Consider the following 25,032-nt stretch of genomic DNA (forward strand, 5'->3'; position numbering starts at 1 on the left):
CTGTCTGACCTGCACCTTGGGCGCCTAGCTTCCAGACGTCCGGCCCCGCGGCACACACCGCTGCGGGGCCATGAAGCGGCACGGCCGAAGCTCAGGGAGCGACGTTGAAGACGATCAGAAGAAGAACCGCGAGACTTCTCCTCGCGCCCGCTGTTGCCCTGGGGCTGTTCGCGCCGGTGCTCACCGCCACCCCGGCCGCCGCCGCCCCGGTCGCCTCATCCCCGGCCGCCGCTGCCCCGGCCGGCGCGACGGCGTCCGGCGCGGCGGCGGACGAGGCGTACACCTTCACCAACCCCGACGGCACCCTCAACGCCACGGGCAAGAACGACGGGAACCAGATCTCCGTCACCCCCGACGGGACGAACTACACGCAGTGGCGGCTGATAAGGCTCAGCGCTCCCGGACAGTTCAACATCGCCAGCACGTCCTCCGGGAAGTGCATCTACGCCACCCAGCCCGCCACCCAGAGGTCGTGCGGCCAGGACGGCCAGCAGTGGCACTTCCGTCCCGTCGACGGCAAGCCGAACACCTTCGGCATCATCCGCCGTGCCGAAGCGGGCACGGAGTACTGCATGGACAACCGTGGCGGTCTCCATCTGTGGGGCATCCTCGCCCAGCCGAACGTCTGCGACGGCAGCGCGAGTCAGCAGTGGACGCTGCCCGAGTACAAGGCGGCCGAAGCCAGAAGTCTCGCCCTGGACTACTACAGCGACCTGTGCTCCAGGAAGACCTCCACCTGCTCGTGGAAGCAGACCTCCGAAGGACAGCCCGAGGTTCTGCCGAGGCGTCCCGCCTCCTCGGTCTGGTTCAACGACACCAGCGCCACGATGACCCAGATCTTCACCACGATCTACCACTCCGGCTGGGCCCAGTCGTTCTCAGCCGGCCTGTCGACCTCGGTCGGCGTCACCACCCCGGTCCAGGCCATGATCAGCAATCAGCTGACCGCGACGCAGACGTACACCTCGGACGAGTCGACGATCAACGGCATCTCCGTGACCGTCCCGCCCAAGAGCTACGCCTGGGTCGACTTCGCCGCCGTCGGCAAGAAGGTCACCGGCACCTGGACGTTCGACACCGACAACCAGCCGTGGACGACCGACGCGACCGTCACGGTCCCGGTCATCAACTCCACGGTCGGCACGACGATGTACGTCGCCCGTACGAACGCGAACCCGCCGGGCACCGGATCCACCAGCGACGACGTGAGGCCCACCGTCATCGCGAAGACCGCGTCCGCCGTCATGGACGTGCCCACGGGCGGCAGGCTGACCGCCGTGCCCGGTGGCGTCAGGGTCAGTGACGCGTCCGGTGCGACCATCGCGACGGTCATGCCCGGCACCGTCACCGACACCGACGGCGTCATCCACAAGGCCGCTCTCACGGTGGCGGGCACCACCGTCACCCAGACCATCGAAGGCGTGAGCGGCGACACCGTCACCGGAACCCTGTCGCCCCCGACCTTCTCCCTGGGCGACGGCACCTCTGCCGCTCACGCCGCTGCCGCGAAGAGCACCCGGGCGATGGCAGCGGCGTCCTTCCGCGCCGCCAAGGACAGCGACGCGTACGACAAGTGCATGGCCGCGAAGATCGGCACCAGCATCGTCAGCGGAGGCGTCTCGGGCCTCCTCGGCGGTCCCCCCGGGGTCGCTGTCGGGATGATGACCGGCGCCTTCAGCGGCATCGTCATCGGAACGGTGACCTGCCCGAAGAAGTAACCCGCCGCACCGAGGAACGGCCGTGTCCCCCTGCGTGCGGCGGGGGGACACGGCCTTCTCCCGCCGGCTCGGGTGCGCCCACCGAGAGGTCGCTCGCTGCCGCCCGGCCCCCGCCATCCTTTGCATAAAACTGCGTCGATGCGTATAGTCATGCCTTCGGCGAGGGGAATGCACGAGGAGGACTTTTCCATGGTGGTGCGCGCAGCGGTGGCTGGAGCGAGTGGATATGCGGGCGGGGAACTGCTGCGTCTCCTGCTTGCCCACCCCGGCGTCGAGATCGGCGCCCTGACCGGGCACTCCCACGCCGGCGAGGCACTCGGCACCCTCCAGCCACACCTGGCACCGCTCGCGGGCCGCGTCCTCGCGCCGACCACGCCCGAGGCACTCGCCGGGCACGAGGTCGTCTTCCTCGCGCTGCCGCACGGGCGGTCCGCCGCGGTCGCCGAGCAGCTGGGCGACGAGGTCCTGGTCGTCGACATGGGAGCGGACTTCCGGCTGGCGGACGCCGCTGACTGGGAGCAGTTCTACGGCTCCCCGCACGCCGGTACCTGGCCCTACGGCCTGCCCGAACTGCCGGGCGCCCGTGCCGCGCTGGAGGGGTCCAAGCGCATCGCGGTGCCCGGTTGCTACCCGACCGCCGTCTCGCTCGGTCTCTTCCCCGCCTACGCGGCGGGACTTGCCGAACCGGAGGCGGTGATCGTCGCCGCTTCCGGCACCTCCGGCGCGGGCAAGGCCGTCAAGCCGCACCTGCTCGGTTCCGAGGTGATGGGCTCCATGTCCCCGTACGGAGTGGGCGGCGGCCACCGGCACACCCCCGAGATGATCCAGAACCTCAGCGCGGTCGCGGGGGAGCGGGTCACCGTCTCCTTCACGCCGACGCTGGCCCCGATGCCGCGCGGCATCCTCGCCACCAGCAGCGCGAAGGCGAGGCCGGGGGTGAGCCACGCGGACGTGCGGGCCGCGTACGAGAAGGCCTACGCGGACGAGCCGTTCGTCACGCTGCTCCCCGAGGGGCAGTGGCCCGCGACCGCGTCCGTGTACGGCTCCAACGCCGTACAGATCCAGGTGGCGTACGACGCCGCCGCACATCGCGTCATCGCCGTCAGCGCCATCGACAACCTCGCCAAGGGCACCGCGGGCGGCGCGGTGCAGAGCATGAACATCGCCCTGGGACTGGACGAGTCCACGGGCCTCACCACGATTGGAGTCGCACCGTGAGCGTCACGGCAGCACAGGGATTCACGGCGGCGGGCATCGCCGCCGGAATCAAGGCGAACGGCAACCCGGATCTGGCCCTCGTGGTCAACACCGGCCCGCGCCGCGCCGCCGCGGGCGTCTTCACCTCCAACCGAGTCAAGGCCGCGCCGGTCCTCTGGTCCGAGCAGGTCGTCAAGGGCGGCGAGATCACCGCCGTCGTCCTGAACTCCGGTGGCGCCAACGCCTGTACCGGCCCCCAGGGCTTTCAGGACACCCATGCCACCGCCGAGAAGGCCGCCGAGACCCTCGGGGTCGGCGCGGGCGAGGTCGCCGTCGCGTCCACCGGCCTCATCGGTGTGCTCCTCCCGATGGACAAGCTCCTGCCCGGCATCGACAAGGCCGCCGCCGAGCTGTCCGTGCACGGCGGCGAGAAGGCCGCCATCGCCATCAAGACCACCGACAGCGTGCACAAGACCGCCGTGCACACCAGCGGGTCCGGCTGGAGCGTCGGCGGCATGGCCAAGGGGGCCGGCATGCTCGCCCCCGGCCTCGCCACCATGCTGGTCGTCCTCACCACCGATGCCGACGTCGAGGCCCCCGTGCTCGACAAGGCGCTGCGCGACGCGACCCGGCAGACCTTCGACCGGGTGGACTCCGACGGCTGCATGTCGACCAACGACACCGTGCTGCTGCTCGCCTCGGGCGCGTCCGAGACCGCCCCGGAGTACGGCGAGTTCGCCGCCGCGGTGCGCACCGTCTGCGACGACCTCGCCCGGCAGCTGATCGGGGACGCCGAGGGCGCCAGCAAGGACATCCGTATCGAGGTGATCAACGCGGCGAGCGAGGACGACGCCGTCGAGGTCGGCCGGTCCATCGCCCGTAACAACCTCCTCAAGTGCGCCCTGCACGGCGAGGACCCCAACTGGGGCCGGGTGCTCTCCGCCATCGGCACCACGAAGGCCGCCTTCGACCCCGACGCCCTCAACGTCGCCATCAACGGGGTGTGGGTCTGCAGGAAGGGTTCGGTCGGCGACGACCGGGACCTGGTCGACATGCGCTACCGGGAGATCAAGATCACCGCCGATCTCGCCGAGGGATCCGAGTCCGCCGTGATCTGGGCGAACGACCTCACCGCCGACTACGTCCACGAGAACAGCGCGTACTCCTCATGAGCACTCCCGACGCCAAGAACACCGCCCGCAAGCACACCGCGCTCCCCAAGGCGCAGATCCTCATCGAGGCCCTGCCGTGGCTGACCCGCCACCAGGGCAAGACCGTGGTCATCAAGTTCGGCGGCAACGCCATGGTCGACGAGGACCTCAAGGCGGCCTTCGCCCAGGACGTCGTCTTCCTGCACCACGCGGGCCTCAAGCCGGTCGTCGTGCACGGCGGCGGTCCGCAGATCAGCAAGCAGCTCGACGCGGCGGGCATCGTCAGCGAGTTCAAGGCCGGGCTGCGGGTCACCACGCCGGAGGCGATGGACGTCGTACGGATGGTGCTCGCCGGCCAGGTGCAGCGCGAACTCGTCGGCCTGCTCAACCAGCACGGACCGCTGGCCGTCGGCCTGACCGGCGAGGACGCGCACACCATCACCGCCACCCAGCACTTCCCGCAGATCGACGGCGCCGCCGTCGACATCGGCCGGGTCGGCGAAATCACCGCGATCGACACGGGCGCCATCGAGGCGCTCCTCGCCGACGGCCGGATCCCGGTCGTCTCCTCGATCGCCCGCTCCCAGGACGACGGCCATGTCTACAACGTCAATGCTGATACGGCGGCTGCGGCACTCGCTGCGGCGCTGGACGCCGAAACACTGATGGTCCTCACCGACGTCGAGGGGCTCTACGAGGACTGGCCGCACAGCGACGACGTCATCAGCCGCCTCACCGCCACCGAGTTGGAGAAGCTCCTGCCGGAGCTCGCCAGCGGCATGGTCCCCAAGATGCAGGGCTGTCTGCACGCCGTACGCAACGGCGTCACCACCGCCCGCGTCATCGACGGGCGGGTCCAGCACTCGATCCTGCTGGAGATCTTCACGGACGAAGGAATCGGCACGATGGTCGTGCCCGACGCGCAGGACACCCAGGGGGAGTCATGAGCAACACGGAACTCACCGGGCGCTGGCAGGGTGCGCTCACCGACAACTACGGCACCCCCAAGCTGGCGCTCGTCCGCGGTGAGGGCTCCCGCGTCTGGGACGCCGACGGCAAGGAATACGCCGATTTCGTCGGCGGCATCGCGGTCAACGCCCTCGGCCACGCGCACCCCGCGGTCGTCGAGGCCGTCTCCCGCCAGATCGCCTCGCTGGGACACGTCTCCAACCTCTACATCGCCGAACCGCCGGTCGCGCTCGCCGAACGGCTCGTCGAACGCTCCGGCCGCCCCGGCAAGGTGTACTTCTGCAACTCGGGCGCCGAGGCCAACGAGGCAGCCTTCAAGATCGGCCGGCTCACCGGGCGCAGCCACATGGTCGCCACCACCGGCGGGTTCCACGGCCGCACCATGGGCGCCCTGGCCCTCACCGGCCAGCAGGGCAAGCGGGAACCCTTCCTCCCCCTCCCCGGCGATGTCACGCACGTGCCGTACGGAGACGTGGAGGCGCTGCGCGCGGCCGTCACCGAGGACACGGCGCTGCTCGTCGTCGAGCCCATCCAGGGCGAACTCGGCGTCGTCGTGCCCCCGGCCGGCTATCTGCGGGCGGCCCGGGAGATCACCCGCGCCACCGGCACCCTCCTGGTCCTCGACGAGGTGCAGACCGGCACCGGGCGCACCGGGCACTTCTTCGCGCACCAGGCGGAGGAGGGCATCGACCCGGACGTCGTCACCCTCGCCAAGGGCATCGGCGGCGGACTCCCGCTCGGCGCCACGCTGGTGTACGGGGCGGCCGCCGACCTGCTGAAGCCCGGGCACCACGGCTCGACCTTCGGCGGCAACCCGGTCGCCTGCGCCGCCGGCATCGCCGTGGTGGACACCATCGCCGCCGAGGGCCTGCTCGACGAGACCAAGCGCAAGGGCGAGAAGCTGCGCGACTCGATCCAGTCACTCGGACACCCCTTGGTCTCCCACGTCCGGGGTGCGGGCCTGCTCCTGGGTATCGTCTTGTCCGAGTCCCTCGCTCCCCAGGTGCAGCAGGCGGCTCAGGACGCCGGTTTCCTGGTGAACGCGCCCGCCCCCGATGTCGTACGGCTGATGCCCGCTCTGAACATCGAGGACGACGTGCTGGACGCCTTCCTCCAGGGACTCCCCGGCGTTCTCGACGAGGCGTACGCCGCAGCACACGGGGACCAACGATCCGGAGAATGACGACGATGACCGAGGCGCAGGCGCGGGACAACGAGCACGGCAACGGCGGCCCCGCGGTACCGCAGACCCGGACCGCACGCCACCGCCGGATCGTGGACATCCTCAACCGGCAGCCGGTGCGCTCGCAGAGCCAGCTCGCCAAGCTCCTCAGCGACGACGGGCTGAGCGTCACCCAGGCGACGCTCAGCCGCGACCTCGACGAGCTCGGCGCGGTGAAGATCCGCAACACCGGCGGTGAGCTGATCTACGCGGTGCCCAGCGAGGGCGGCTTCCGCACCCCGCAGGCACCGCTCGGCGAGTCGGCCAAGGAGGAACGGATGAGCCGCCTCGCCGCGGAGCTGCTCATCTCGGCGGAGGCCTCGGCCAACCTGGTCGTACTGCGCACACCGCCGGGCGCCGCCCAGTTCCTGGCCTCGGCCATCGACCAGGCGGAGCTGCGCGCGATCCTCGGCACGATCGCGGGCGACGACACGCTGATGCTGATCAGCCGCGACCCGGCGGGCGGCCAGGCGCTGGCGGACCATCTGCTGCGGCTGACGCAGAAGGAACGCTAGTCCGCGGCGGCAGCCGTGGTCGTGGCCGTGGCCGCGGTTTCCATGGCCGTCTCGGCCTTCCGGCTGCGGTACGACATCCAGGCGGCGACCAGTGCGCCCGACACGTTGTGCCACACCGAGAACACCGCCGAGGGCAGCGCGGCCAGCGGGCTGAAGTGGGCGGTGGCCAGGGAGGCGGCCAGGCCGGAGTTCTGCATGCCGACCTCGAAGGCCATCGCCCGGCTCGCCGGCTGCCCGAGCCCGGCCAGCTTTCCCGCCCCGTACCCCAGCGCGAGGCCCAGCCCGTTGTGCAGCACCACGGCGACGAGGACGAGCAGCGCCGCCGACCTGATCGCGGTGGCGCTGCCGGCCACCACGACCGCCACGATCACGGCGATGGTCACGGCAGACAGCCAGGGCAGCGCGCCGAGCACCCGCTCCAGGTACCGCCCGGCCACCAGCCGCATCAGCAGCCCGGCGATCACCGGCAGCAGCACGGTCTTGAGGATGTCCTCGACCATCGACCCGGCGTCCACCGGCAGGTACTCACCCGCCAGCAGCAGTGTCAGCGGCGGGGTGACGAGCGGCGCGAGGACCGTGGAGACGGTCGCCACGGACACCGACAGAGCCACGTCGCCCCTGGCCAGGTACGTCACCACGTTCGACGCGGTGCCGCTGGGCGCGCAGCCGACCAGGATCACACCCGCCGCGAGCTGCGGCGGCAGGTCCAGCGCGTGCGCGATGAGCCAGCCGAGGCCCGGCATGATCACGTAGTGCGCGACGAGTCCGAGCGCCACCGCCCAGGGCCGCTTCGCGACCCCCTTGAAGTCCAGCGGCGTCATCGTCAGGCCCATGCAGAACATGACGATGCCGAGCAGGTACGGCACGGAGGTCTTCCAGTCGGCGAACGTGTCCGGGGTGACGAGCCCCAGCGCCCCCGCCGCGAGGACGAGCACCGGGAAGACGGTGACCGCCCGCCTGGCGGCGCGGTCGTCGTTCCCGCTGGTGGGAGCTGTGTGGGAGGGGGCTTCGGATTCGGTACGCACGCGGTGATGCAACGCCCAGGTGGGCGCTCCGCGCAACACCGTCTCGATATGTGGTCGCTACACGCACAGGGCGTCGGCCCCCGGCGGTCCGGGGCGTTGGCAGCCGGTCGGGAGTGACCCGCCGCCAACGCCCCGCCGGGGGCGGCCCGGTGGTCAGTAGCGGGTGATCGCCGTCGGGCCGTCGACCGTCCCGATGCCGATGTGCGGCCCGCGCGCGGGGTCGGCCCACCGCAGGATCCGCCGCATGGCGTCCTTCGGCACGGACACACAGCCGGCCGTCGCACCGCGCCCGTCGACGTGCAGGAAGATGCCGGCGCCACGCCCCCGCACCGGCCTCGGGTAGTTGAACGCGACGACCAGCGCGTGCGCGTACTGGGTGCCGTACTCGTCGAGCTTCTCGGCCTCACCGGGACGGCAGTCCGCCGGCAGGGGCTCCACCCACCTGTTGTAGGAGAGCGACCGGTTGTCCTGGCACCACCAGGAGTTCGGCCCGACCCGCCGGTAGGCGACCTCGGTGCCCGCCGGCGCGGCCTCGGTGCCGAACCCGTACGGCAGGCCGTACAGCCCGGTCGGGGTGGTGCTGGTGCCCTGTACCCGGCTCGCTCCCTCGGCGAGCCCGTTCGCCCCGAACCGGGCCGGCGCCCGCCCCGCCTCGACCCACCGCCCGCCCCGCCGGTCCCACCAGGTCACCGTGCCGGTCGTCGCCCGCGGGCCGGGGGCCACGGCGGTGACGAGCTGGCGCCCGCCGCCCGTGTCGGCCATCCGGGCGGGCAGCGGGGCGTCGGCGCCTCCGAAAGCGGGCAGGAGCAGGGCGATCAGGGAGACGGCACCGGCACCGGCGCGCGGGGAGATCATCCCCAGACGTTACGAGACGCGCAGCGGCGGCAGCGGCAACGGCACTCCGGGCAGGCCGTCCATGCTCGCCGCGATGTGCTCCTTCTTCTCGAAGTACGCCGACAGCGACTCGTCGTCCTCCCGTGCGAACCGCGAGCCGTGCAGCGTCCGCTCCTCGTCGTACTTCATGAACGGCACGCCGTATCCGCAGGAGTCGCGGACGGTCTCCGCCGTCACCACGACGATCGCCCGCAGCCCGTGCCGCGTGACGTCGATGCCCTCGAAGCGCGCCAGCAGGTCCGGGAACCTGGGGTCGTCGCGGAAGACCGGCTCGCCGCGCCCGTGCACCCTGACGATGTTCGGCGGCCCCTCGAAGGCGCACCACATGAGGGTGATCCGCCCGTTCTCCCGAAGGTGCGCGACGGTCTCCGCGGTGCTGCCCGCGAAGTCGAGGTAGGCGACGGTGAGTTCGTCGAGCACCACCCAGGAGCCCTTGAGGCCCTTGGGGGAGAGGTTGACGGTCCCGTCACCGGAGAGCGGCGCGGTGGCGGTGAAGAAGACCGGCTGCGCCTCGATGAAGGAGCGCAACCGGCCCTCTATGCGTTCGTGAGTCTTTCCCATGCGGATCATTCTCCGCCCAGGACGGTGGTACGGGTAGGGCGTTCCAGCGTGCGGACACGCGGGCGTGCGCGCGAGCGCCCCGGTGGCGGCGGTGCGCACGCCCGTGCGGGGCCCGGGGGCGCCGGGGCGTCAGGCCCTGACGTTCAGCGTCTCGCTGTACTTCTTCACCTCGTCCTGCGACAGGTAGGACTTCGTACGCTCGAAGTCCTGGAGGGTCTTGGGCTTGTTGTCCTGGAAGCCGGTACGGACGAAGTCGTCGCCCGCCACCGCGTTGAGGCCCCAGTTGACCGCCACCCGGGAGCGCGCGGTCAGCGTCGGCAGGGCCATCAGGTGGTAGCCGCGTGCGACCACCTGCGCGGGCAGGCCGTGGAGTTCGACGCCCAGCGGCTTGGAGACCGCGTCGGCGCCGCCCAGGTCCACGACCAGACCGAGGTCCTTGTGGATGTACGGCTTGAGGGGGGCGCCGGTCATGCTCGCCATGATGTTGTCGGCGAGGACCTTGCCCTGGCGCTGGGCGTGCTGCGCGGTGGGCGGGCAGATCGCGTCGCCACCCTTGGCGACGTCGGGCACCGCGGCCACGTCGCCGGCCGCGTACAGCCCGTCGTACCCGGGGACGGTCAGCTGGTTGGAGGCGACGACACGGCCGCGCACCGTTTCCGCGCCGAGCGTGGTGACCAGGGGTGAGGCGGCGACGCCGGCCGTCCAGATGAGGGTGCGGCAGGGGAGGGTACGGCCGTCGGTGAGCTTGACGGTGGTCTCGTCCACGGAGGCGACGGAGGTGCCGAGCGAGAACTCGATGCCGCGTTCGCGGAGCATGGCCATCGCCTTGACGCCGAGACGCTCGCCCAGTTCGGGCAGGAGCCGGGGCGCCACGTCCACCAGGTGCCAGCGGACCAGCGAGGGGTCGAGCCGCGAGTAGCGCTTGAGGGCGCTGGTGGTGAGGCGCTGCAGGCAGGCGGCCGTCTCCACGCCCGCGTAGCCGCCGCCGACCACCACGAACTGGAGCCGGGCCTTGCGCTCCTCCTCGTCGACGGTGGCCGCCGCGAGGTCGAGCTGGGCGATCACGTGGTCGCGGATGTACGCGGCCTGGGCCAGCGTCTTCACCCCGAGGGCGTGATCCGTGAGGCCGGGGATGTCGAAGGTGCGCGTGGTGGAACCGGCCGCGATCACCAGGTGGTCGTACGGCTTGACCGTCACCTCGCCGGTCGCCTTGCGCACGATGCACGCCTTGGCGGCCGCGTCGATGCCGATCGCGACACCGGGCACGATCTTCGTACGGCGCAGCCGGCGGCGCAGCGAGACCGCGACGGACTGCGGGGTGAGCACGCCGGACGCCACGTGCGGGAGCAGCGGGAGGTAGAGCTGGAAGTCGGTGGGCGAGATCAGGATCAGCTCGGCGTCGCGTGGCGAGAGCTTGCGCTCCAGCCTGTGCAGGCACTCGATTCCGACGAAGCCTGCGCCGACCACCACAATCCTCGGTCGCGTCATCGTGTCCACCGCTCTTTCGTTCCGGGCTCTGAATCGCAGAAATCGTCTTCAGCTTCGGTGCTGACGCGCATGCCCGCTCGTTGGCAGGTGATTCGCGGGGCATCCGGGGCATTGCCCGCGGCGCCCGGTTCTCGGCCCGAGAAGCTTTGACAAAACATACGGGCCCTTGCATAGTTATGCCTATTGCTGCACGGGCGGTGCGGCGCCCGGCGCGACCTCGACAGAGTCCGCGTCGTTGGCACGGAGACTCGTGGCCCCGCACCTGCGCGCGGGAAGGCCGCGGCACATCGACATCCCTGAGGAGTACCAGCTGTGAGCAGCAACACCGGTGAAGGTCGGCTCTGGGGCGGCCGGTTCGCGGACGGCCCGGCAGCGGCCCTGGCCAAGCTCTCCGCGTCCGTCCACTTCGACTGGGTTCTCGCGCCGTACGACATCGCCGGCTCCCGTGCCCACGCCCGGGTACTGCACAAGGCGGGGCTGCTCAGCGCCGACGAACTGACCCGGATGCTGGACGGCCTGGACCGGCTGGAGGCGGACGTCGCCGCCGGGGACTTCGTCGGCACGATCGCGGACGAGGACGTGCACTCCGCGCTGGAGCGGGGGCTCATCGAGCGCCTCGGCGCCGACCTCGGCGGCAAGCTGCGGGCCGGCCGGTCCCGCAACGACCAGGTCGCCACCCTCTTCCGCATGTACCTCCGTGACCACGCGCGGACCATCGGCGGCCTGCTCGCCGAGCTCCAGGACGCCCTCGTCGGACTTGCCGAGGCGCACCCGGACGTCGCGATGCCGGGCCGCACCCATCTCCAGCACGCCCAGCCGGTCCTCTTCGCCCACCATGTCCTCGCGCACGTACAGCCGCTGGCCCGGGACGCGGAGCGGCTGCGGCAGTGGGACGCCCGCACGGCCGTCTCGCCCTACGGGTCGGGGGCGTTGGCCGGCTCCTCGCTCGGCCTCGACCCGGAGGCGGTCGCCGCCGACCTCGGCTTCGAGAACGGTTCGGTCGGCAACTCGATCGACGGCACGGCGTCCCGGGACTTCGTCGCCGAGTTCGCGTTCATCACCGCCATGATCGGCGTCAACCTCTCCCGGATCGCCGAGGAGATCATCATCTGGAACACGAAGGAGTTCTCCTTCGTCACCCTCCACGACGCCTTCTCCACCGGCTCGTCGATCATGCCGCAGAAGAAGAACCCCGACATCGCGGAGCTGGCGCGTGGCAAGTCGGGGCGGCTGATCGGCAACCTGACCGGACTGATGGCCACCCTGAAGGCGCTGCCCCTGGCCTACAACAGGGACCTTCAGGAGGACAAGGAGCCGGTCTTCGACTCCTGCGAGACCCTTGAGGTCCTGCTGCCCGCCTTCACCGGCATGATGGCCACCCTCACCGTCAACCGCGAGCGGATGGAGGAGCTGGCCCCGGCCGGCTTCTCGCTCGCCACGGACATCGCGGAGTGGCTGGTCAAGCAGGGCGTGCCGTTCCGGGTCGCGCACGAGGTCGCGGGCGAGTGCGTGAAGGTGTGCGAGGGGGAGGGGATCGAGCTGGACGAGCTGACGGACGCTCAGTTCGCCAAGATCTCCGAGCACCTGACTCCCGAGGTGCGGACGGTTCTCAACGTGCCGGGCGCGCTGGCCTCCCGCAACGGACGCGGCGGCACCGCCCCCTCGGCGGTCGCGGTCCAGCTCGCCGAACTGAAGGCGGACCTGGCCGAGCAGCACGCCTGGGCCGTCGCCAAGAGGTAACCCCGCCCGTCCCCACAGCCCGTATGAGACATCAATGTCTCATACGGGCTATGCTCGTCTCATGACTGTCGACCGTGAGCACGTTCTGCGCTCCGCCGCCGCCCTCCTCACCCGCAAGGCGACCTCCACCATGGACGAGGTCGCCAGGGCGGCGGGCATCGGGCGCGCCACCCTGCACCGGCACTTCGCCGGCCGGGAGGCACTGATCAAGGCGCTGGAGCAGTTCGGCCTGAGTGAGCTGGACGCCGCCCTGGACGCCGCCGTCCTGGACGAGGGCCGCGCCGCGGACGCCGTGCGCCGCCTCGTGCGCGAGGTCGAGCCGGTCGCCGGTCTGTTCGCCTTCCTGATCACCGAGAACCAGCTCTTCGAGGCGGGTCAGAACCCCGGCTGGGACCGCGTCGACGCCCGACTGGCGGCCCTCTTCCGGCGTGGCCAGGAGAACGGCGAGTTCCGCATCGACCTGAGCCCCGCCTGGCTGACCGACGCCCTGTACGGACTCGTCTCGTCGGCCGCCTGGTCGGTCCAGGACGGCAGGACCGCGGCGAAGGACTTCCAGCACATGATCGTCGAGCTGCTGCTCGGCGGCGCACGGCGGAGCAGCACATGATCGTCGAGTTGCTGCCCGGCGGTGCACGGCGGAGCGTGGAGAAATGACAAGCACCGACCACCAGCCCCCGGCCGCCGCCCCCGGCGCGGGGGGCGTCACCAGGCCGGGCCGCTGGCTCGCGCTCGCCGTGCTCGTCCTCGCCGTGCTCCTGGTGGCGGTGGACGCCACCGTACTGGGCCTGGCCACGCCGTTCCTGAGCGAGGACCTCAAGCCGTCCGGCACCCAGCTCCTGTGGATCGGTGACGTCTACTCGTTCGTCATCGCCGGCCTGCTGGTCTCGATGGGCAGCCTCGGCGACCGTATCGGCCGCAAGAAGCTGCTGCTCACCGGCGCGGTCGCGTTCGGCGCGGTGTCCGTGCTCAATGCGTACGCCACCAGCCCCGAGATGATGATCGTCGCCCGTGCGCTGCTCGGTGTCGCGGGCGCCACTCTCATGCCGTCCACCCTGGCCCTGATCCGCAACATCTTCCACGACCCCAAGGAGCGCAGCCTCGCCGTCGGCATCTGGGGCGCCGCCGCCTCGGCCGGCGCCGCGGTCGGCCCCGTGGTCGGCGGGTTCCTCCTGGAGAACTTCTGGTGGGGGTCGGTCTTCCTCATCAACCTCCCCGTGATGGCGGTCCTGGTCGTCGTCGGCATCAAGCTGCTGCCCGAGTCCAAGGACCCGTCACCCGGGCCCTGGGACATGCTCAGTGTGCTGCTCTCGCTGGTCGGCATGGTGGCCGTCGTCTACGCGGTCAAGGAGGCGGCGGTGCACGGCTTCCGCTGGGACATCGCGCTCGGCGCCGTGGTCGGCGTGGGCGCGCTGTACTGGTTCGTACGGCGCCAGCGCAGCCTGCCGTCCCCGCTGCTGAACATGCAGCTGTTCCGGCACCGGGGCTTCTCCGGCGCCGTCCTCGCCGACCTGTTGACCATCCTCGGCCTCTCCGGCCTGGTCTTCTTTCTCTCCCAGTTCCTGCAACTGGTCCAGGAGCGCTCGCCGTTGAACGCAGGGCTCATCGAACTCCCCGCGGCGGTCGGCGCGGTGGGCGCGGGCCTCACGGCCGGAGTCCTGGCCCGCCGCACCTCCGTACGGCTCGCGGTGTCCGGCGGACTGACCGCCGTCGGCCTCTCGTTGCTCGCGTGCACGGTGTTCACCTCGGACACCGGGATGGTCCCGCTCGGCTGCGCCCTGTTCCTCGGCGGGCTCGGGGCGGGCCTCGCCTTCACCGTCACCGCGGACGTCATCCTCTCCAGCGTCCCCAAGGAGCAGGCGGGCGCCGCCTCCGCCGTCTCCGAGACCGCGTACGAACTCGGCGCGGCCCTCGGCATCGCCCTGCTCGGCTCCGTCGTGACGGGTATCTACCGGGGTTTCCCGGTCCCGGCCGGGGTGCCCGCCGACGTGGCGGCGGCGGCGCACGACTCCCTGGGCGGCGCCGTCGAGTCGGCGGCCACCCTGCCCGCGGACCGGGCCGCCGCGCTCCTGGAGTCGGCGCGGGACTCCTTCACCGACGGGTTCCAGGCGGCGGCGCTGGTCGGCGCGCTGGTGCTGTTCGCGACGGCGGTCGCCGCGTGGGTCATGCTGCGCGGCCAGAAGCTCGAAGAGGGCATCGAGCACTGACGTGCCAAGACCTCGAAGAGGGCATGAGGACTGACGTGCCGCGACGCGGAGACGGGCGAGGGCCCCGCCGGATCAGATGGCGGGGCCCTCGCCCGTACTTCCTGCGGTCAGGCCGCTTCCCGAGGTCAGGCCGCCTTGGCCTTCGTGGCGTACATGTCGACGTACTCCTGGCCGGACAGCTGCATGACCTCCGACATCACCGAGTCGGTCACCGCGCGCAGCACGTAGCGGTCGCGGTCCATGCCCTCGTACCGGGAGAACTCCATCGGCTCGCCGAAGCGGACCGTCACCTTGCCGGGGCGCGGCAGGCCGGAGCCGCCCGGCTGGATCTTGTCGGTGCCGATCATCGCGAAGGGCACCACCGGCGCGCCCGTCATCAGGGTCAGCCGCGCGATGCCGGTACGGCCGCGGTACAGCCGGCCGTCGGGGGAGCGGGTGCCCTCGGGGTAGATGGAGAACATCTTGCCCTCGTCGAGGATCCGGCGGCCGGTCATCAGGGCCGCGACGCCACCGCGCCCGCCGTCCCGGTCCACCGGGATCATGCCGCAGCTGGTGAAGAACCAGGCCATCAGCCGGCCCTTGAGGCCCTTGCCCGTCACGTACTCGTCCTTGCCGATGTAGTGGACCGGGCGGTCCAGGCAGATCGGCATGATCATCGAGTCGATGAAGGTGAGGTGGTTGCCGGCGAGAATGACAGGACCCGTTCCCGGGATGTTCTCGGCGCCCTCCACCTTGGGGCGGAACATCAGGCGCAGGATCGGTCCTAGCACTGCCTTGATGAGCGCGAGACGGGACAACGGTTCCTCCGAAGTCGTGGGTTCGAGTCTGCATACGGGTACAGGCCCGCGCGGGGTACGCGCAGGTGAGGACGATACTCGGGGCCCGCCGCTGATCGCACATCGGGTTCATCAGGCGGATACGCAGTGTTGACGTGTGTTTGCACTGCGTTCCGTCCAAGGCCTCCCCGTCGTAATGCGTAGCCGCCTACCATCGGGCCGCCATCGAGGAACGGACCGGTCAAGCGCGGGTCAAGAGCCGGCCAGGACAACAGGGAGCTTTCGTGACACAAGGTGCTCAATTCGGTCCCGGTCGGCGTGCGTTGTTGGGCGCCGCGGTGCTCGGCGCCTCGGGCGCGGCCCTCGCCCCCACGGGTACGGCGCAGGCGGCGGACACCGTGAGAAGTGGCCACGGTCACGCCGGACCGGCCTACCGCAGGCTGCCCGTCCCCACCGTCGTCGCCCACCGCGGCGCCAGCGGCCACCGCCCCGAGCACACCCTCGGCTCCTACCAGCTCGCCCTCGACATGGGCGCCGACGTCATCGAGCAGGACCTCGTGCCCACCAAGGACGGACACCTCGTCTGCCGCCACGAGAACGACATCACGGGTACGACCGACGTCGCCGTGCACCCCGAGTTCGCCTCCCGCAGGACGACGAAGAAGGTCGACGGCGTCGCACTGACGGGCTGGTTCACCGAGGACTTCACGCTCGCCGAACTCAAGACGCTGCGGGCCAAGGAGCGCATCCCCGCCGTCCGCCAGGAGAACACCCTCTACGACGGCCGCTGGCAGGTGCCCACCTTCGAGGAGGTGCTGCGCTGGGCCGAGAAGGCGGGCCGAGAACGCGGGCGCCCGGTGTGGCTGCACGTCGAGACCAAGCACCCCAGTTACTTCCGGGGTCTGGGCCTCGGCCTTGAGGAGCCGCTCGCCCGGCTGCTGCGCAGGTACGGCCGGCACAAGGCGGACTCCCCGACGTTCGTGCAGTCCTTCGAGCCGAGCAGCATGCAGCGGATGGCGAAGCTGGTGGCGGGCCCGCGCGTCGTCCTGCTCGGCGGCGCGGCCGACCGGCCCTGGGACTTCACGCAGTCCGGCGACCCGCGCACCGTCGCGGACCTGGTCACCCCCGAAGGCCTGAAGTGGATCTCCGGGTTCGCGCAGGGCATCGGCCCGACCCTGGACCTGGTGGTCCCGCGCGACGCGGCGGGCAGGCTCGGCCGGCCGACCACCCTCGTACGGGACGCGCACGCCAGGGGGCTGGTCCTGCACCCCTACACGATGCGCAACGAGAACAGCTTCCTGCCGGCCGACTTCCGCCGCGGCACCGACCCGACGGCGTACGGCGACGCCTTCGGAGCCTTCGCGGCCTACTTCGCGACCGGCATCGACGGCATCTTCTCGGACCAGCCGGACACGGCACTGCTCGCGGCGGCGGACTTCCGGGCATGACGGGGGACCGATGACCCGCTCGGCCACCCGTACGGGTGAGAGGGGGTGCCACCGGCAACCGCCGCAGGTGGCCGGGGCGTCCCGCCGGGCATGGATCTACTGCTGCACGAGGTGCAGGCCCTGACCCCGCTGCTCGCCGCCGAGGCCGCGGCGGAGGCACCGGGCGCCGGGGTCGAGGCCGCGGACCTCGAACAGGCCGTCTGGGTAAGGCTGTTGGAGCACCCGGACGGAGCGCCCGCCGAGTTCGCCGACTGGCTGCGGGGTGCGGTACGCGCCGAGGCGCGGCTCGCACGCCGTCGCCGCCGGCACGAACTGCCGTACGCCGCCGAACCACCGGCCGCGCACGACAGCGGCCCCGAGAGCGAGGTGCTCGCCGCCGAAAGGCGCCGGGCGCTGCGGGCCGCGGTCCGCAGGCTGCCGGCCCGCTGCCGTCCCCTGCTCACCCTGCTGCTCTCGCCCACCGACCCCACCTACCGGGAAATCGCAGGGGAGTTGGGAATGTCACAAGGGAGTTTGGGACCCATGCGTTCCCGTTGCCTGGGATGCCTGCGCAGAATGCTCGCGGCGGAGGTTGCACCCCCTGTGCGCAGGGGAATGGAGCCGTAGACCGGCCGGTGGAGCGGGCGAGCAGGAGGCAGCACATGGGCACGAGCGTGATCATCTCTGCGGCGGCGGGCGAGCGGGACGCCGAGCAGATCCTCAAACTCCAGTACCTCTGCTACCAGAGCGAGGCGGAACTCTACGACGACTGGACGATCGAGCCCCTCACCCAGACGCTCGCGGAGCTCAGGGGTGAACTCGGCAGGGGCCACGCGCTGGTGGCCCGCCTCGGGGACGAGGTCGTCGGCTCCGTGCGGGCGGTGGTCGACGAGGACGGCACGGCCCGGATCGCCAAGCTGATCGTGCATCCGAGGATGCGGCGGCACGGGCTGGGCGGACGGCTGCTCGCCGCCGTGGAGGGGCACCTGGCGGCGTCACTCGCGGCCAAGCGGTTCCGGCTCTGCACGGGGCACCGCAGCGAGACCAATCTGCGGCTCTACCGGAGCCGGGGCTACGAGACGGTGTCGCGCGAGCAGGCGGGCCCCCGGCTGACCCTCGTCACGCTGGAGAAGGAGGCACCGGTGGGGGAGTTCGTCGCCAGTGCATGAGGTGCAGGGGCGGGTCGGGCGGTCGTGCCGGGGGTGCCACGCGAGGCCGGCGGCCGTCGCACCGGCCCGCCGCGCGATGCGGCGGGTGGGCTGGCGCGGGATGCGGGTGACGGCCCGCCGCCGCTGCGCCCGGCGGCTCAGCCCCTGCTGCGCCTGGCAACTCGGCCCCAGCTGCGCCCGGCGGACTGCCCCCCGCCGCGCTCCGCGGCTCAGCCCCTGCTGCGGCGGAGCCAGAGCAGGCCGGTGATGGGGAGGATCACGGGGATCAGCAGGTATCCCGCGCCGTACTTGGACCACACCGTCGCGTCCGGGAAGGATCCCGGCGAGATCAGCGTCCAGGTGCCCACCACGAGGACCCCCGCCAGCTCCACCGCGCAGCACCCCAGTGCCACCCGGCGGGCCGTCTCCCCGCCCCGCACCAGCGTGTACGTGATGAACGCGTAGACCACCGCGGCGATGGCCGACAGGGTGTACGCCAGCGGGGCCCGGTCGAACTCGGTGGCGATCTGGTAGGCCGAGCGCGACACCGCGCCGACCGACATCACCCCGTACAGCCACACCAGCAGCAGACCGGGACCCGTCACGAGCCGCTTGCGCCCGGCGTTGCGGTCAGGTGTCGTCGAGGTCATCTCAGCCGCTCCAGATGTCGTACAGACGGACTTCGAGCACGGCGAGTACGACCGCGCCCGCCGCCACCGTGATCGAGCCCCACCTGGTCCGTTCGGCGAGCGACATGAATCCGGCGGCCGGCACCGCCGCGAACGCGCCGACCAGGTACGACACGAAGATCACATTGCCCTCGGCGGGCTTCTCGCCGCGTGCCAGCTGCACGATGCCGATCACCAGCTGGGCGAGCGCGAGGACCGTCACCACGGCCATGCCGATGAAGTGCCAGTCCTTGGTGGGCTGGTCGCGGAAGGCGGCGTAACCGCACCACGCGGCGAGGGCGAGCGCGGCCACGGAGACCGCGACCGTCAGGGCGTCAAGCATGGGAAGGAGCGTACTGGGCGCTTCCGGACGGCCGCCGCGGGCCCCCGGCCGCGTGGCGTCCGTCACAGGCGGCCTGCCGCACCCCGCGAGAGGCAAGGACCGGCGCGGAAACCGTGTCCACGGAGCGGCGTTTTCTGTCCGCTATTCGGACACCGGGGATCGGCTCGTACGCACATCTGGTTTACTCGTCACCATGACCACGACGAGCAGCCGCACCCTTGCGACCGAGGCGATGATGACGCCCGGTGCTCGTTGTATGTGTCGAATGTGCGACTTCTGAGGGCCCCCGCCTGAGCCTCGCGCCCCGAAGCGAGACCCGGTCCGGCCGCGTCGCGTACGCACCCGCAAGCCATGCGCCCGTACGTGCCCGTGCCGCCCGCCACGCGCGCCCCCGGCTCCCCACGCACCACGAGCCGAGCTGTGCCGCGCGCCCCGGACACCTGCCCCGTGCGCCCGGCGGGAAGAACCGCCGCGCACTCGACAACAGTGATGGAAACCCTGTGATCACCACTACCGGCCTGACCAAGGTCTACGCCTCGCGCGGCCGTGAGGTCACCGCCCTCGACGGCGTCGACCTGCACGTCCGTGAGGGCGAGGTGTTCGGCGTCATCGGTCAGAGCGGCGCCGGCAAGTCCTCGCTCATCCGCTGCGTCAACCTGCTGGAGCGCCCCACCTCGGGCACCGTGACCGTCGACGGCACGGACCTCACCGCACTCGCCGGGCGCGGACACCGCGCGGGCAAGGAACTGCGCGAGGCCCGCTCCCGCATCGGGATGGTCTTCCAGCACTTCAACCTGCTGTCCTCGCGCACCGTGCAGGGCAACATCGAGCTGCCGCTGGAAATCCTCGGCGTCTCCGGCAAGGAGCGCAGCCGCAAGGCACTGGAACTGCTCGACCTGGTCGGCCTCGCAGACAAGGCGAAGTCCTACCCCGGACAGCTCTCCGGCGGTCAGAAGCAGCGCGTCGGCATCGCCCGCGCCCTCGCGGGCGACCCCAAGGTGCTGCTCTCCGACGAGGCGACCAGCGCCCTCGACCCGGAGACCACCCGCTCCATCCTCCAGCTGCTGCGCGACCTCAACCAGCAGCTCGGACTGACCGTCCTGCTGATCACGCACGAGATGGACGTGGTCAAGTCGATCTGCGACTCGGCCGCCCTGATGAAGCGCGGACGCGTCATCGAGACCGGCACGGTCACCGAGCTGCTCGCCACCCCCGGCTCCGAGCTGGCCTCGGAGCTGTTCCCGGTGACCGGCCACGCCACGGGCCCCGGCCGCACCGTCATCGACGTCACCTTCCACGGCGACGCCGCCGGCCGGCCGGTCGTCTCCCAGCTGTCCCGTACGTACAACATCGACATCTCGATCCTGGGCGCCGCGATGGACACCGTCGCGGGCCGGCAGATCGGCCGGATGCGCATCGAGCTCCCCGGCCGGTACGAGGAGAACGTCGTCCCGGTCGGCTTCCTGCGCGAGCAGGGCCTCCAGGTCGACGTCGTCGAGGACGACGGCGCCACCGCCGCACCGGCACAGAACCCCGCCCCGGTCGACGAGGCCGCGCCGGTCAAGGAGGACGTGAAGTGACCTGGTCCGAGATGCAGCCACTGCTGTCGCAGGGCGTCATCGACACGCTGTACATGGTCCTGTGGGCCACCGTCGTCTCGGTGCTCGGCGGCCTCCCGCTGGGCCTGCTGCTCGTCCTCACGGACAAGGGCGGCCTGCTGCAGAACACGGTCGTCAACAAAATCGTCGGCGCGGTCGTGAACATCGGCAGGTCGCTGCCGTTCATCGTGCTGCTGATCGCGCTGATCCCCTTCACGACCTTCGTGGTCGGCACCTTCATCGGCCCCAGCGCCATGGTGGTGCCGCTCGCGATCGGGGCGATCCCCTTCTTCGCCCGGCTCGTCGAGACCTCCGTGCGCGAGGTCGACCACGGACTCATCGAGGCGGCCCAGGCCATGGGCGGAGGCGTGCCGACCGTCGTCTTCAAGGTGCTGCTGCCCCAGGCCCTGCCCTCGCTGGTCTCGGCCGTCACCACCACGGTGATCGTGCTCGTCGGTTACTCGGCGATGGCCGGCGCGGTCGGCGGCGGCGGACTCGGCAGCGTGGCGGTCAGCTACGGCTACCAGCGCTTCGAGACCACCTTCATGCTCGCCACGGTCGTGATCCTGGTCCTCCTGGTCACGGTCGTCCAGCTGCTCGGCGACGGCGTCGTACGCCTGCTCGCCCGCCGGGGCCGCACCGCCTGACCCCCACAAGACTTCCTTCTCCGCAGAGCCCGCACTCCTTGTCCGGGCGCACCATCCGCAAGATCAAGAAAGAGGCACTCTTCGTGCGCAAGAACATCAAGATCTCCGTCGCAGCCGCCGCCGTCACCGCGATCACCCTGGGCGCCACCGCCTGCGGCACCGCCTCCGACCCCGCCGCGAAGTCGGCGGACGGCTCGGTCGACACCAGCAAGCCGCTCGTCGTCGCCGCGTCCCCGACGCCGCACGCCGACATCCTCAACTACGTGAAGAAGGAGCTGGCGGACAAGGCCGGGCTCAAGCTGGAGGTGAAGGAGTTCACGGACTACGTCCTGCCGAACACCGCCACCCAGACCGGCGAGGTCGACGCCAACTTCTTCCAGCACAAGCCCTACCTCGACGACTTCAACAAGAAGCAGAAGACCACGATCGTCCCGGTCGTCAACGTCGAGCTGGAGCCGCTCGCCCTCTACTCCAAGAAGGTCCAGGACCTCAAGGAGCTCAAGGCCGGCCAGACCGTCGCCGTCCCCAACGACACCACCAACGAGGGCCGCGCGCTGCACCTGCTCGCGGACAACGGTGTGATCGCGCTCAAGGACGGCGTCGGCACCGACGCCAAGCTGTCCGACATCAAGGACAAGAAGGGCCTCAACTTCAAGGAGCTGGAGGCCGCCACGCTGCCCCGCGCCCTGGACCAGGTCGACGCGGCCGTGATCAACGGCAACTTCGCCATCGAGGCCGACCTCAAGCCGAGCAAGGACGCCCTGGCGATCGAGAAGGCCGACGGCAACCCGTACGCCAACTTCCTCGCCGTCAAGCAGGGCAACGAGAAGGACCCGCGCGTCGAGAAGCTCGCCAAGCTGCTCAACTCGGACGAGGTCAAGAAGTTCATCCAGGACAAGTACACCGGTTCGGTCGTTCCCGCCTTCGGTGCCGTGAAGTAGTCGATTTCGTACGATACTTGTCACAGCTGGGTGCCGAAGCCCCGTACTCCCGCCCGGAGTACGGGGCTTCGGCCCGTGCACGGGCCGCCGTGGACCGGCGGCCGGGGCCTCGCCGCGGCCACCCGCACCGCGGACCCGGTCATGCGCGGCGCCCGCCCCATGCTGCATGCTGTGCGTTCACGCCCCGCAGCACAGCGAACCCTCTCGGCCCGACGCCACTTCGGTATGGAGCAGCGCATGACTACCACCTTCCCGGACGTCTCCATCAGCACGGACCGGCTGGTGCTGCGCCCCTACGAAGAGGCGGACATCCCGGCGCACATCGAGATGATGAACGACGAGGCGGTCACCGCGTGGACGACCGCCCCGCACCCCTACACCGCACGTGACGCCGAGCGCTGGGTACGCCGCATCGCGCCCACCGAGCGGACCCAGGGCCGCGGCATCGTCTTCGCTGTCACCGAGTTCCTCACCCAGCGCCTCGTCGGGCTCGTGCACCTCTCCCGCACCGACTGGCGCATCCGGGCCGCCGAGATCGACTACGTGACCGCTCCGTGGGCACGCGGCGAGGGGTACGCGACCGAGGCCGTGCTCGCCGCCGCCCAGTGGCTCTTCCGTGACCAGCGGTTCGAACGCATCGAGCTGCGCACCCCGGCCGACAACACCGCCGCCCAGCAGGTGGCCCAGAAGATGGGCTGCATCAGCGAGGGCGTGCTGCGCAACGCCTGGATAGCGCGTACGCGCACGGAGAACGGCACCCCCGACGGCTGGACCGAGATCCGCACCGACCTGATCGTGTGGAGCCTGCTGCCCGAGGACCTGGAAGGCGCCCCGGACCAGCTGGCCGACGCGGGCGGCTACGCCTCCGCGTACACCGACTGGAACTGAGTCACGGGAACGGCCCGCGCGCCAGGTCGTCCGGCCCGCAGGACCTCGTAGGTCGTCCGGACCCGCAGGACCCTGTGGGTCGTCCGGGCCCGCAAGACCTCATGGGTCGTCCGGGCCCGCAAGACCTCATGGGTCGTCCGGACCCGCAAGACCCCGTAAGTGGTCTGGACCAGGTAGTCTCAGCCTCCCTCCCCACTGATCGCCCCCTCCCCACCGACCGCCTCAGGCACCACTGACCGCTTCAGGAGACAGACCACGATGGCCGACCGCGTCACGGTGATCGGCTGGGACGGCTCGCCCCTCACCCCTGCGGCCACGTCCGCCCTCTCGGCGGCCACCCTCGTCGCGGGCGCCCCGCACCACCTCGCCCTGAGCGACGTGCCGGCCGGCGCCGAGCGCATCCGGCTCGGCAGCGTCGACCTCGCCGCCCGCCGGATCGCGGGCCACCGCGGTACCGCCGTCGTCCTCGCCGACGGCGACCCCGGTTTCTTCGGTGTCGTACGGACCCTGCGCGCGCCCGCCTACGGCCTGGAGGTCGAGGTCGTGCCCGCCGTGTCGGCCGTCGCCACCGCCTTCGCCCGCGCCGGAATGCCGTGGGACGACGCCCAGGTGGTCGTCGCCCACCGCCGGACCCTGCGCCGCGCGGTCAACGTCTGCCGCGCGCACACCAAGGTCGCCGTCCTCACCTCGCCGGGGGCCGGCCCCGCCGAACTCGCCCTGCTGCTGGACGGCGTGCACCGCACCTTCGTGATCTGCGAGGAGCTCGGCACCGACCGCGAGAGCATCACCGTCCTCACCTCCGACCGGGCCGCCGACCACGTCTGGCGCGACCCCAACGTCGTCATCGTCATCGGCGGCACCCAGGCGCCGGCCGAGGGCAGCGGCTGGCTCGCGGGCCGCGAGCCCGGCTACCCGCAGGAACTGCGTGGCTGGGCCCTGCGCTCGGAGGAGTACGGGGAGGACCTGGCCGACGGCGAGACCTCCGGCCTGCGCGCGGCCCAGCTCGCCAGGCTCGGCCCGCGCCCCGGGGACCTGGTGTGGGACATCGGCTCCGGCAGCGGCGCCCTGGCCGTCGAGGCGGCCAGGTTCGGCGCAGCCGTCATCGCCGTCGACGCGAGCGCGGACGCGTGCGTACGGAACACGGCCGCCGCACGCCGGTTCGGCGTACAGCTCCAGGTGGTGCACGGTCAGGCCCCGCACGTACTGGAGGACCTTCCCGAGCCGGACGTCGTCCGCATCGGTGGCGGTGGCGCCCCGGTCGTCCAGGCGTGCGTCGACCGGCGGCCCGAACGCATCGTCACGCACGCCCAGAACCGCGACGACGCCGAGGCCGTCGCCCGCACCCTCGGCGAGGGCGGCTACGCGGTGGAGTGCTCGCTCTTCCAGACGGTCGACCTCGACCCGGCGGGGGAGTGGGAGGAGCGCAGGCGGTCGGTGGTCTTCCTGGTGACGGGGCGCCGCAAGGAGCTTGCGACGCGGGACCCCCGTACCTGATCCGGGCCCTCCAGGGGCGTTTTCGGGACCCTCGTACCTGATCCGGCAGGACCATGTCCCTTTCTTCGCGCGGATGTTCTGCCGATCGCTCCCCAGGGCGAGCACCGTCGACGGCGCGGGGTAGGCTGGCCGATCGTTGTACCGCAGATGGGCGGTTGGTGGAAGGTTCGCCAATGTCCTGAAAAGGGGCCTCGTTTGAGGTCACGGGCGGTGCGGCGGACCCGGGGCGTGCGCGACGTGGCGCAGCCCACAGAGGGTCGTGGCGGTTCTCCCTGCCCCGGCTCCGAAGGGCCGCGACAATGCTTGGTGTCCGCGGAACCTTTCGTGCCGCGCGACACCCCCGCTCGTTCATCACACTGACGGGCGCGGTCGTGTCGAGCGGTCGTCCCGGGCGACGGGGCCCTGTCGGCGAAAGGCG

Annotated in this window: 24 protein-coding genes; 17 read left to right on the forward strand and 7 right to left on the reverse strand. The window is 71.2% G+C overall.

All coding sequences use genetic code 11. The features are described from left to right. Positions 1-104: 104 nt before the first annotated feature. From ACIQM4_RS26630 to ACIQM4_RS26655, 6 genes are all read left to right on the forward strand, one after another. Positions 105-1,718: a hypothetical protein gene (locus ACIQM4_RS26630; RefSeq protein WP_401596401.1), complete on the forward strand. Its 1,614-nt coding sequence runs from the start codon at positions 105-107 to the stop codon at positions 1,716-1,718. 189 nt (positions 1,719-1,907) lie between these two features. Then, a complete protein-coding gene (gene argC, locus ACIQM4_RS26635; protein ID WP_401596404.1) occupies positions 1,908-2,936 on the forward strand; it encodes an N-acetyl-gamma-glutamyl-phosphate reductase in 1,029 nt (342 codons plus the stop codon). Then, positions 2,933-4,087, forward strand: coding sequence for a bifunctional glutamate N-acetyltransferase/amino-acid acetyltransferase ArgJ (argJ, locus tag ACIQM4_RS26640; RefSeq protein WP_401596407.1), 1,155 nt, complete (start codon positions 2,933-2,935; stop codon positions 4,085-4,087). The genes argC and argJ overlap by 4 nt, the downstream gene beginning before the upstream one ends. Beyond that, on the forward strand, positions 4,084-5,013 hold the full coding sequence (argB, locus tag ACIQM4_RS26645) for an acetylglutamate kinase (protein ID WP_401596410.1): 930 nt from the start codon (positions 4,084-4,086) through the stop codon (positions 5,011-5,013). Before argJ ends, argB begins: the two co-directional genes overlap by 4 nt. After that, positions 5,010-6,218 (forward strand): acetylornithine transaminase, encoded by a 1,209-nt coding sequence (locus ACIQM4_RS26650; protein ID WP_401596412.1) that lies wholly within the window; start codon positions 5,010-5,012, stop codon positions 6,216-6,218. Before argB ends, ACIQM4_RS26650 begins: the two co-directional genes overlap by 4 nt. Before the next feature lie 5 nt (positions 6,219-6,223). Then, positions 6,224-6,772: an arginine repressor gene (locus ACIQM4_RS26655; RefSeq protein WP_401596868.1), complete on the forward strand. Its 549-nt coding sequence runs from the start codon at positions 6,224-6,226 to the stop codon at positions 6,770-6,772. Here ACIQM4_RS26655 and ACIQM4_RS26660 read toward each other — a convergent pair. From ACIQM4_RS26660 to ACIQM4_RS26675, 4 genes are all read right to left on the reverse strand, one after another. Continuing rightward, positions 6,769-7,797 (reverse strand): bile acid:sodium symporter family protein, encoded by a 1,029-nt coding sequence (locus ACIQM4_RS26660; protein WP_401596415.1) that lies wholly within the window; start codon positions 7,795-7,797, stop codon positions 6,769-6,771. The genes ACIQM4_RS26655 and ACIQM4_RS26660 overlap by 4 nt on opposite strands. A 153-nt stretch (positions 7,798-7,950) precedes the next feature. Then, positions 7,951-8,652, reverse strand: coding sequence for a L,D-transpeptidase (locus ACIQM4_RS26665; protein WP_401596418.1), 702 nt, complete (start codon positions 8,650-8,652; stop codon positions 7,951-7,953). A 9-nt stretch (positions 8,653-8,661) separates the two neighbouring features. Next, positions 8,662-9,252 (reverse strand): pyridoxamine 5'-phosphate oxidase family protein, encoded by a 591-nt coding sequence (locus ACIQM4_RS26670; RefSeq protein ID WP_401596421.1) that lies wholly within the window; start codon positions 9,250-9,252, stop codon positions 8,662-8,664. A gap of 129 nt (positions 9,253-9,381) precedes the next feature. Then, the gene (locus ACIQM4_RS26675; protein ID WP_401596423.1) at positions 9,382-10,740 is read right to left on the reverse strand and encodes an NAD(P)/FAD-dependent oxidoreductase; all 1,359 of its coding nucleotides are present in this window, start codon (positions 10,738-10,740) and stop codon (positions 9,382-9,384) included. A 312-nt stretch (positions 10,741-11,052) separates the two neighbouring features. Here ACIQM4_RS26675 and argH point away from each other — a divergent pair, with 312 nt between their 5' ends. The 3 genes from argH (at position 11,053) to ACIQM4_RS26690 (ending at position 14,684) form a co-directional block, all read left to right on the forward strand. Then, the gene (gene argH / locus ACIQM4_RS26680; protein ID WP_401596426.1) at positions 11,053-12,480 is read left to right on the forward strand and encodes an argininosuccinate lyase; all 1,428 of its coding nucleotides are present in this window, start codon (positions 11,053-11,055) and stop codon (positions 12,478-12,480) included. A 61-nt stretch (positions 12,481-12,541) separates the two neighbouring features. Then, positions 12,542-13,087 carry a TetR/AcrR family transcriptional regulator gene (locus ACIQM4_RS26685; RefSeq protein ID WP_401596429.1) on the forward strand — a complete coding sequence of 182 codons (546 nt, stop codon included), beginning with the start codon at positions 12,542-12,544 and terminating at the stop codon, positions 13,085-13,087. 43 nt (positions 13,088-13,130) lie between these two features. Continuing rightward, positions 13,131-14,684, forward strand: coding sequence for an MFS transporter (locus ACIQM4_RS26690; RefSeq protein WP_401596432.1), 1,554 nt, complete (start codon positions 13,131-13,133; stop codon positions 14,682-14,684). Between the two features lie 125 nt (positions 14,685-14,809). On the opposite strand, the gene ACIQM4_RS26695 is transcribed toward ACIQM4_RS26690, so the two are convergent. Beyond that, complete coding sequence (locus tag ACIQM4_RS26695; RefSeq protein ID WP_401596435.1) at positions 14,810-15,481, reverse strand: lysophospholipid acyltransferase family protein; 672 nt, start codon at positions 15,479-15,481, stop codon at positions 14,810-14,812. Between the two features lie 263 nt (positions 15,482-15,744). Between ACIQM4_RS26695 and ACIQM4_RS26700 the strand changes: the two genes are divergently transcribed. From ACIQM4_RS26700 to ACIQM4_RS26710, 3 genes are all read left to right on the forward strand, one after another. Further along, a complete protein-coding gene (locus tag ACIQM4_RS26700; RefSeq protein ID WP_401596437.1) occupies positions 15,745-16,908 on the forward strand; it encodes a glycerophosphodiester phosphodiesterase in 1,164 nt (387 codons plus the stop codon). A gap of 90 nt (positions 16,909-16,998) precedes the next feature. Beyond that, entirely contained in the window at positions 16,999-17,514 is a 516-nt protein-coding gene (locus ACIQM4_RS26705) for a sigma-70 family RNA polymerase sigma factor (protein WP_401596440.1), read from the forward strand. A gap of 35 nt (positions 17,515-17,549) precedes the next feature. Next, complete coding sequence (locus tag ACIQM4_RS26710) at positions 17,550-18,056, forward strand: GNAT family N-acetyltransferase (RefSeq protein WP_401596442.1); 507 nt, start codon at positions 17,550-17,552, stop codon at positions 18,054-18,056. 209 nt (positions 18,057-18,265) lie between these two features. Here the strand turns inward: ACIQM4_RS26710 and ACIQM4_RS26715 are convergent, their stop codons facing one another. Continuing rightward, positions 18,266-18,685: a hypothetical protein gene (locus ACIQM4_RS26715; RefSeq protein ID WP_401596445.1), complete on the reverse strand. Its 420-nt coding sequence runs from the start codon at positions 18,683-18,685 to the stop codon at positions 18,266-18,268. 1 nt (position 18,686) lies between these two features. Further along, complete coding sequence (locus ACIQM4_RS26720) at positions 18,687-19,046, reverse strand: hypothetical protein (RefSeq protein WP_398420265.1); 360 nt, start codon at positions 19,044-19,046, stop codon at positions 18,687-18,689. Positions 19,047-19,546: 500 nt separating this feature from the next. On the opposite strand from ACIQM4_RS26720, the gene ACIQM4_RS26725 reads away from it, so the two are divergent. From ACIQM4_RS26725 to cbiE, 5 genes are all read left to right on the forward strand, one after another. Beyond that, on the forward strand, positions 19,547-20,626 hold the full coding sequence (locus tag ACIQM4_RS26725) for a methionine ABC transporter ATP-binding protein (protein WP_401596448.1): 1,080 nt from the start codon (positions 19,547-19,549) through the stop codon (positions 20,624-20,626). Beyond that, the gene (locus ACIQM4_RS26730; protein ID WP_401596451.1) at positions 20,623-21,291 is read left to right on the forward strand and encodes a methionine ABC transporter permease; all 669 of its coding nucleotides are present in this window, start codon (positions 20,623-20,625) and stop codon (positions 21,289-21,291) included. Before ACIQM4_RS26725 ends, ACIQM4_RS26730 begins: the two co-directional genes overlap by 4 nt. 83 nt (positions 21,292-21,374) lie before the next feature. Continuing rightward, complete coding sequence (locus ACIQM4_RS26735) at positions 21,375-22,232, forward strand: MetQ/NlpA family ABC transporter substrate-binding protein (protein ID WP_401596871.1); 858 nt, start codon at positions 21,375-21,377, stop codon at positions 22,230-22,232. Between the two features lie 237 nt (positions 22,233-22,469). Next, entirely contained in the window at positions 22,470-23,120 is a 651-nt protein-coding gene (locus ACIQM4_RS26740) for a GNAT family N-acetyltransferase (RefSeq protein WP_401596454.1), read from the forward strand. 258 nt (positions 23,121-23,378) lie between these two features. Next, on the forward strand, positions 23,379-24,614 hold the full coding sequence (gene cbiE / locus ACIQM4_RS26745) for a precorrin-6y C5,15-methyltransferase (decarboxylating) subunit CbiE (protein WP_401596457.1): 1,236 nt from the start codon (positions 23,379-23,381) through the stop codon (positions 24,612-24,614). The last annotated feature ends 418 nt before the right edge of the window (positions 24,615-25,032 follow it).

It is taken from the genome of Streptomyces sp. NPDC091272 (assembly GCF_044757485.1).
Classification (GTDB): domain Bacteria; phylum Actinomycetota; class Actinomycetes; order Streptomycetales; family Streptomycetaceae; genus Streptomyces.

What these genes read in the sequence shown, in the direction of transcription:
- argC (WP_401596404.1), top strand. Translation starts at nt 1,908, where the DNA reads ATGGTGGTGCGCGCAGCGGTGGCTGGAGCGAGTGGATATGCGGGCGGG.
- argB (WP_401596410.1), top strand. Translation starts at nt 4,084, where the DNA reads ATGAGCACTCCCGACGCCAAGAACACCGCCCGCAAGCACACCGCGCTC.
- ACIQM4_RS26650 (WP_401596412.1), top strand. Translation starts at nt 5,010, where the DNA reads ATGAGCAACACGGAACTCACCGGGCGCTGGCAGGGTGCGCTCACCGAC.
- ACIQM4_RS26655 (WP_401596868.1), top strand. Translation starts at nt 6,224, where the DNA reads ATGACCGAGGCGCAGGCGCGGGACAACGAGCACGGCAACGGCGGCCCC.
- ACIQM4_RS26665 (WP_401596418.1), bottom strand. Translation starts at nt 8,652, where the DNA reads ATGATCTCCCCGCGCGCCGGTGCCGGTGCCGTCTCCCTGATCGCCCTG.
- ACIQM4_RS26670 (WP_401596421.1), bottom strand. Translation starts at nt 9,252, where the DNA reads ATGGGAAAGACTCACGAACGCATAGAGGGCCGGTTGCGCTCCTTCATC.
- ACIQM4_RS26675 (WP_401596423.1), bottom strand. Translation starts at nt 10,740, where the DNA reads ATGACGCGACCGAGGATTGTGGTGGTCGGCGCAGGCTTCGTCGGAATC.
- ACIQM4_RS26685 (WP_401596429.1), top strand. Translation starts at nt 12,542, where the DNA reads ATGACTGTCGACCGTGAGCACGTTCTGCGCTCCGCCGCCGCCCTCCTC.
- ACIQM4_RS26690 (WP_401596432.1), top strand. Translation starts at nt 13,131, where the DNA reads ATGACAAGCACCGACCACCAGCCCCCGGCCGCCGCCCCCGGCGCGGGG.
- ACIQM4_RS26705 (WP_401596440.1), top strand. Translation starts at nt 16,999, where the DNA reads ATGGATCTACTGCTGCACGAGGTGCAGGCCCTGACCCCGCTGCTCGCC.
- ACIQM4_RS26710 (WP_401596442.1), top strand. Translation starts at nt 17,550, where the DNA reads ATGGGCACGAGCGTGATCATCTCTGCGGCGGCGGGCGAGCGGGACGCC.
- ACIQM4_RS26715 (WP_401596445.1), bottom strand. Translation starts at nt 18,685, where the DNA reads ATGACCTCGACGACACCTGACCGCAACGCCGGGCGCAAGCGGCTCGTG.
- ACIQM4_RS26720 (WP_398420265.1), bottom strand. Translation starts at nt 19,046, where the DNA reads ATGCTTGACGCCCTGACGGTCGCGGTCTCCGTGGCCGCGCTCGCCCTC.
- ACIQM4_RS26740 (WP_401596454.1), top strand. Translation starts at nt 22,470, where the DNA reads ATGACTACCACCTTCCCGGACGTCTCCATCAGCACGGACCGGCTGGTG.
- cbiE (WP_401596457.1), top strand. Translation starts at nt 23,379, where the DNA reads ATGGCCGACCGCGTCACGGTGATCGGCTGGGACGGCTCGCCCCTCACC.